Annotated in this window: 7 protein-coding genes; all 7 read left to right on the top strand. The window is 73.3% G+C overall.

Annotation, left to right across the window (positions count from 1 at the left end):
* Positions 1-861 precede the first annotated feature (861 nt).
* A complete protein-coding gene (locus LJ221_RS22720; RefSeq protein WP_241718584.1) occupies positions 862-1,059 on the top strand; it encodes a hypothetical protein in 198 nt (65 codons plus the stop codon).
* Between the two features lie 217 nt (positions 1,060-1,276).
* Positions 1,277-3,193 carry an ATP-binding protein gene (locus tag LJ221_RS22715; protein ID WP_241718583.1) on the top strand — a complete coding sequence of 639 codons (1,917 nt, stop codon included), beginning with the start codon at positions 1,277-1,279 and terminating at the stop codon, positions 3,191-3,193.
* Positions 3,193-3,369, top strand: a complete 177-nt coding sequence (locus LJ221_RS22710) for a hypothetical protein (RefSeq protein WP_241718582.1) — start codon at positions 3,193-3,195, stop codon at positions 3,367-3,369. Before LJ221_RS22715 ends, LJ221_RS22710 begins: the two co-directional genes overlap by 1 nt.
* The gene (locus tag LJ221_RS22705) at positions 3,366-4,307 is read left to right on the top strand and encodes a DUF2637 domain-containing protein (RefSeq protein WP_241718581.1); all 942 of its coding nucleotides are present in this window, start codon (positions 3,366-3,368) and stop codon (positions 4,305-4,307) included. Before LJ221_RS22710 ends, LJ221_RS22705 begins: the two co-directional genes overlap by 4 nt.
* Positions 4,304-4,507: a hypothetical protein gene (locus tag LJ221_RS22700; RefSeq protein ID WP_241718580.1), complete on the top strand. Its 204-nt coding sequence runs from the start codon at positions 4,304-4,306 to the stop codon at positions 4,505-4,507. The genes LJ221_RS22705 and LJ221_RS22700 overlap by 4 nt, the downstream gene beginning before the upstream one ends.
* An 18-nt stretch (positions 4,508-4,525) precedes the next feature.
* Positions 4,526-4,738, top strand: a complete 213-nt coding sequence (locus LJ221_RS22695) for a hypothetical protein (protein ID WP_241718579.1) — start codon at positions 4,526-4,528, stop codon at positions 4,736-4,738.
* Positions 4,739-5,137: 399 nt separating this feature from the next.
* Positions 5,138-6,331 carry a hypothetical protein gene (locus tag LJ221_RS22690; protein WP_241718578.1) on the top strand — a complete coding sequence of 398 codons (1,194 nt, stop codon included), beginning with the start codon at positions 5,138-5,140 and terminating at the stop codon, positions 6,329-6,331.
* The last annotated feature ends 53 nt before the right edge of the window (positions 6,332-6,384 follow it).

The raw sequence follows: 6,384 nt of genomic DNA, 5'->3' as shown, positions 1-6,384 counted from the left end.
TCGCTCGCTCGCGCCCTGGCCGAACCGACTGCCCCCCTGCCCCCCGCCGAACGAGCCTGGGGCCGTTCCTGACCGTGCCCGGTCGCCCCGAAAAACCGGCGTCCGCCTTGGAGGCCGGGGCAGTTACTGGGCCCAGTAACTACTAACTCGCTCTGCCCTGCTGTCGACATCTGCGGAGCGGCGTGGGCAACTCCACGCCGCTCCGCTTCGTCGTGCTCGTGCTCCTGGTGCTCGTCGGCAAAAAGGCCGGCGGCGGGAGAGCCGGACGCTCAACCCATGACGGCGTGGAACGAGCGGAGCGAGAAGACGATGCGCTCGCCATATCGCGGCAGCAGCCAGCTCCCCCTCAGCCGCGGGCTATGGGTCCGGTCTGCTCACGCGCCCGTCATCCGTGACGGCGGCAGTACGGCGGCCGACCCCGTGGCGGCCCGCATGTGTGGGCAGTCCCGCCCGCGCCGACCCCCCTCCCCCTGTAGCCAGCCTGGGCCACCCGCGCCCCGGCGCCGGTGCAGTCGGCAGGCGGCCGGACTGCCCATCCAGCGCGGCCGGGCGACCGGGCCGGAGCGGGGCGGAGACAGGAGCGGCGGCCCGGAGAGCCGGGCCGCGCCGGGAGCGGAGCGACCGGCCTTGATGACGTAGAGAAACTTGTAACGCGCCCGTCCGGGCCGCTGTACGGCTCTCTGCGGGCTTTTCAGGTTGCGGGCGGACTTCTCGGGCTTGGGAGCGTCTGAGGGCGGCTCAGATGGCCGCACAGCGGATTGGCGTGCTGGGGTTGCGCACGGCCTGTGCATGTGTCAGTCTGACTCATGCACAGCCGGACGGGCTTTCGTCCGGATCGATCCGGACGGAAGGAGTTCTACGGTGACCCGCGAAGAGGCCGAGAGAGCGTTGGAGGCTCCGGGCCGTAAGCGGCTGGAGGCCAAGGAGCGGCTGAGGCTGGCGGACCGAGAGTTGAAGCCGTTCGTGAAGCAGGCTCGGAAGGCGGGCGTGCCCATCCGCACGATCGCGGCCAAGACGGGTCTGTCGGCCAACACGATCTCGCTTTGGGAGCGGGACTGAAGCCACCCGGAAACCGGCGCTCCTCGCGCGCGCACGCGTAGGGGCCCCCTCCCCTCTTCCGCTGCAACCTGCAACATCGCAGGTCAGAGTCGGTTGCGGGGGTGCAACCCGCAACCTCGGCGCAACCGGGGGAGCAACCACAACAAAACAGGCGGGCCGGAGTCCCGCTGGAACGAGTCTCCGGCCCTGATCCACGACCCTCGCGAAAGGACAACTCGTGGACCTCAAGCAAGTCTCTTCCAAGATCATGCCTGCGGCCAAAACGGCTGCCGATCGGATCACCAACACGCTCGACTTCCTGTCGCCCGCCTTCGCTCCGTTCGCGGCCCGCTGGGACGCCGAGGCCGACCGGCGGGCCAAGCTCCGGACCCCGGAGCACCTGAAGGCGCTGATGGAGGCGCAGAAGGCGCACAACTCCGCGCGGTCGACGGCCGCGCAGGCTCGGAGCCAGCGGCAGGCGGCGCGGAAGGCGTCGGCCAATCCGCTGGCGACGGCCCGCCGGGCTGCGGCGACGGCGGACCGGGCCGCCCGCCAGCACAAGCAGGACGCCAAGGCCAAGCTCGCGGCAGCGAAGCGCGACTACCCGGCGACGCTCCAGCGCCGGGCGGTCGAGGCGCACGCGGTGCACGCGGTCCCGGCCGCCGCCGCGTCCTGGCTGCTGTCGACTCCGGCGGACTGGACGGTGTGGCCGGCGTCGGTGTCGGCCGGGCTGATCGGCCTCAACGTCGCCGCGCTGTGGCTGGGTCGCCGGACTGCGGCCGTGGTCGTGGACGACGGCGCGACCGCCGAGGAGAAGCAGCTCCTAGAGCGGCTCGACCCGTCGTGGTGGGTGCAGCACGCCCCGGACCGGGGTCTGTCCGGCACGGTGACCGGTGTCCCGCAGCTCGGGGAGGCGGGCATCACGTGCGCGGTCCGGCTGGATGGGGAGTGGGCGGACCTGGGCAAGTTCCGGGCCGCCGAACCGAGGATCCGGGCGCTGCTCGGCTGCCGCACCGCGCTGCGAATCCAGATCAAGGCCGGGGACCGGGGTGGTTGGGCTCAGCTGATCCTGCGGACCCGCACGGCCGTGGACGGCAAGTCCCTGCGGTGGACGCCGGACCGCCAGGGCATCGGCGTAGACGAGGTCACCGGCGAGATCGTGGACGTGCCGATCGTCGGCACCCACAAGCTCGTGGCAGGGATGACCAACATGGGCAAGTCCGTGGCCTGGCGGCCGTGGATGATGCGGGCCGTCGCGGACCCGTGCATGACCGGCGTCCTGCTGGACCCCAAGCGGCTGGAGGCGCGGCTGTGGCAGGGCCGCATCCGCACCGAGGGGCACCAGCGCGGCAGTCAGGACGAGGTGCACCAGGCGATCTACGACACGATCTGCGAGCTGTGCGCGGAGATGGAGCACCGCCAGGCCGTCGCCGACGTGACGCAGTGGAACCCGACCCCGGACTACCCGCTGATCCTGGTGGTGATCGAGGAAGGCGCGGCCATCGTCCGCATGTCGAAGGACAAGCGGTGGTCGGACGTGCTGGACAAGCTCGACGGGCTGTTCACCCTCGCTCGCGCCACGGGGTTCTGGATCGTATGGGCGACGCAGTACCCGTCGCGGACCAACGGCGGCATCACCGCCCAGGTGTCGGAGAACATCGGCTCGACGCTGGCGCTGACGGTGGACTCCCAGACGGCGGACCGCGTGATCTTCGGGGAGAACGCGGCCGAGAAGGGTTGGACGCCCAGTGACCTGGACGGCATCCCTGGCCGGGCGCTGGTCAAGCACAAGGGCCGCAAGCCGTCCCCGGTGCGGATCTGGCACGTCACCGACGAGATGGTGAAGGCGCTCCCGACCAGCGGCCCGGTCTGGCGCGGCACGGCGCCGGCCCCTGCGTCGGCGGCCGAGCGGCCCGCGCTGCGGCTGGTCAAGGACGCGCCCGCGGCTGCGGTTCCGGCTCAGCCGACCGGCGAGACCAACCGCGACAAGGTGCTGGCTGCCGTCCGGGACGGCGCCACGGCCAATGCCGAGATCGTCGCCGCGACCGGGCTCAACAAGGGCACCGTGTCGCGGGAGGTCAAGGCGCTGATCAAGGCCGGGGCCGTGCGCCGGGCTGAGGACGGCACGCTCACCGCCGGGGAGGTGTCGGCCTGATGCAGCGCCACGAAGCGGGCGCCTACGTCGTGCTGACGCTGGCCGCCGCCGGGGTCGGCGCACTGGGGCTCGTCGCCCTGCTGGCCGCCCTGCTCGACTTCCTCAACTCCCTGACCCTCGCCGTGTCCGTCTCGATCCCGCTCGCCGCTCTCGCCACCCGGAGGAACGCCCGATGAACCGCAAGCTCACCGCCGCCCGCCGGGACGTAGAGCGGCTGCGCCTGGAGGCGTCCGGCGCCACCGAGACCGACGTCCAGATCTGGCAGGCCTCCAACCGCGTCGCGGACCTGGAGCACGCGGAGCGGCAGGCGGCCGTACAGACCGCCCGCCGGGCCGCGCTCGTGATGGACGTCGTCCTCGGCGTCGTCGCGCTGCTCACGATGGCGTTCAGCCTCCAGAACATCCACGACTTCGCCGCCGACCACGGCGTCCAGGACCCGATCGCCTGGTTCCTGGCCCCGGCCGTGGACCTGGCGCTCATCGCCGCGCTCCTGGGCGACGCGGTGCTCTCGCGCCACCAGCTCGACGCCGGACCCTGGGCCACGCGGCTGCGGTGGTTCGCCGGGGCCGCGACCCTGGGCCTGAACGTCTGGCACTCCGTGGCCGTGCTCGACCCGGCCGCGATCGTGCTCCACGCCGTGCCGCCGATCCTGCTGTTCGTGCTCGCGGAGGCCGCGTCGCCGTACCGGTCGCGGTTCGCGGAGACCGTCCGGCTCGCGGCCGAGGCGGCGGCGGCCGAGGTGGACAAGACCGAGGTGGACACCCCCGCCCCGGCCGAGGTGGACACCGCCCCGGCGGCCGACCCCGAGCCGGTGGACGACCCCGCCCCGGCCCCTGCCGTGTCCACCCAGACACCGCAGGTCGAGACGCCCGAGCGGCTGCGGTCGGTCCCCGCCCCGGCCGAGGTGGACACCCCGGCCAAGGGGCGGCTGTCCGCCGCCGCCGCCAAGGCGGCCATCGAGGCCGCGTGGACGGAGGGCCTGACCATCCGCGAGGCGGCCGAGCGCGCCACCCGCGCCCCCTCGTACGTCGGCCAGGTATACGCCCGGCTGACCCGCGAGCGCGGCATCCAGCCGAGCCGGGGCCAGATGCGGATCGAGGGTGAGGCCGCGTGATCGCGCTCGCCTACCTGCTGTCCGTCGCGGTCGGCCTCGTGGTCCTGGCGGTGGCCCTGCGCCGCCGCCCGGCCCCCGCCGCAGCGCCGGTTCCGCCGGCACCCGCCCCGGCCGCGCTGCCCCCCGGCGCCGAGACGGAGGTCCGCCTGATCCTCGCCGCCGCCGCCCAGCTCGCCGCCCGCCTGTCGACTGCTGCCTGACCACCGAGAGGACCAACCATGCCCCTGAGCCAGAACCCCGCCGACCGCATCGCGGCCGTCCACCGCCACGGCGGCCCGATCACCGACGCCCAGCGCGCCGCCGCCACTGCCCTGCTGTCCGCCCTGGTCGAGACGATCGAAGCTGAGGGCTTCACCCTCGCGGACTTCGACGCCGTGGTGGACCTCCCCGGCGGTTGCCTGGACGTGATCCTCAGCAAGACCCGCCGCTGACATGACAGCGCCCCGCCGGTCTCCCGGCGGGGCGCTCCACATTGCGTAGTTGGGGAGTGACAGGATCACCCCCACAAATGGCACGAGCCCGGAGTTCGCACCTCCGGGCTCGCCGCCCCCGCTCTCGACTGCACCGAGATGAGGACGTTGCTCGTGTCCACTGTACGGAGCGGTGCCCCCGCACCGCCACAGCGGCCCGCTCAGCGGGTTGCGCCGCTTACCCCTCCGCGTGAGCTGAGTGGGTCCGTGATCGAGACCCCTCACCCCGCAGCCCCGCCCGCCCCCGCCGCAGACGGCGGCACCGCCGCCGGGCTTGTTACATGTGCCACAACTGCCCGCGTAAGCGAAACCCCTGGTCAGAGGCAGGGGGCCGATCACCGGTTCCCGACTCCCGACCTGGTGTCGGCCGCTGTCGGTCTCTTCGATCGGCGGCCCGGCTGGGACGGCACCGAGGGACCGCGCCCGATGCTGACGATCGCGCCTGGGGCTCTGGCGATCGGCTGGCCGGACATCGCCCGGCGGGAGCGCACGGCGGAGCGGGCGCGGGAAACCGCCCGCCAGCGTGCTTCCGACTTGGGCCGGTACCGCGCTGAGTACGTCGATGATCCGGCGCCGCTGGAGCCGACCCGCGTCGTCTCGGAGTGGTCCCGCAAGTCCCGCTCCCGCATGACGCGCAAGCTCGCTGAGCTGGACTACGGACCGCTGCTGAAGCTTGGGCTGAAGCTGCCGATGACCACGCTCACTTACCCCGGCGACTGGGAGGTCGTGGCCCCGACGGGCAAGGCGGTGAAGCGGCACCTGCTGACGTTCTACAAGCGGTTCGCCCGCGCCTGGGGCTTCGAGTGGCTCGGCATCTGGAAGCTCGAATTTCAGCGCCGGGGGGCACCGCACATCCACCTGTGGGGGCCGGAGCCGGAGGGCACCGCCGGGGAGCTCCGGCGGCTCACGCAGCGCCGCTACCGCCCGGCCGTGGGCGACGGGGGGCTGGAGTACCGCGAGTGGCTGTCGGCGGTGTGGGCGGACATCGTGGCCCACCCGGACCCTGAGCAGCGGCGGCTGCACCAGGGGGCAGGGACGGCGGTGAACTACCGGGAAGGCGCCCGGATGCGCGATCCGCGGCGGCTCGCGGTGTACTTCACCAAGCACGGGTCCTACAGCGCGAAGGAGTACCAGAACCGGGTCCCTGAGGCGTGGCAGGCGCCGGGGGCCGGGCCGGGTCGGTTCTGGGGGTACCGGGGGCTGGAGTCGGCGGCGGCCGGGGTCGAGCTGGACCCCGTGGCGGCCGTGTGGGCGGGCCGCATCCTGCGCCGCTACGCCCGTGCCCAAGGAGTCACCCAGCAGCGGACCGTGCGCCGCACGCGCGGCGGCGTGCCGGTCCCGACCGACCGCGTGATCGGCCTGGCGGGCGCGCAGTACGCGGAGCCGACCCGTACCCGGTACCGCACGGTGCGGCGGCGGGTGGTCCGGCTCGGCAACGGCCGGGGCTTCCTGTGCGTCAACGACGGCCCGTCGCTGGCGGCCTCGCTCGCTCGCGCCCTGGCCGAACCGACTGCCCCCCTGCCCCCCGCCGAACGAGCCTGGGGCCGTTCCTGACCGTGCCCGGTCGCCCCGAAAAACCGGCGTCCGCCTTGGAGGCCGGGGCAGTT

Source organism: Streptomyces sp. CNQ085, from assembly GCF_022614595.1.
Lineage (GTDB): Bacteria > Actinomycetota > Actinomycetes > Streptomycetales > Streptomycetaceae > Streptomyces.
Note: the sequence above shows the minus strand (reverse complement) of the source record. Positions and strands in the feature narration are given on the sequence as shown.

What these genes read in the sequence shown, in the direction of transcription:
- LJ221_RS22710 (WP_241718582.1), top strand. Translation starts at nt 3,193, where the DNA reads ATGCAGCGCCACGAAGCGGGCGCCTACGTCGTGCTGACGCTGGCCGCC.
- LJ221_RS22705 (WP_241718581.1), top strand. Translation starts at nt 3,366, where the DNA reads ATGAACCGCAAGCTCACCGCCGCCCGCCGGGACGTAGAGCGGCTGCGC.
- LJ221_RS22695 (WP_241718579.1), top strand. Translation starts at nt 4,526, where the DNA reads ATGCCCCTGAGCCAGAACCCCGCCGACCGCATCGCGGCCGTCCACCGC.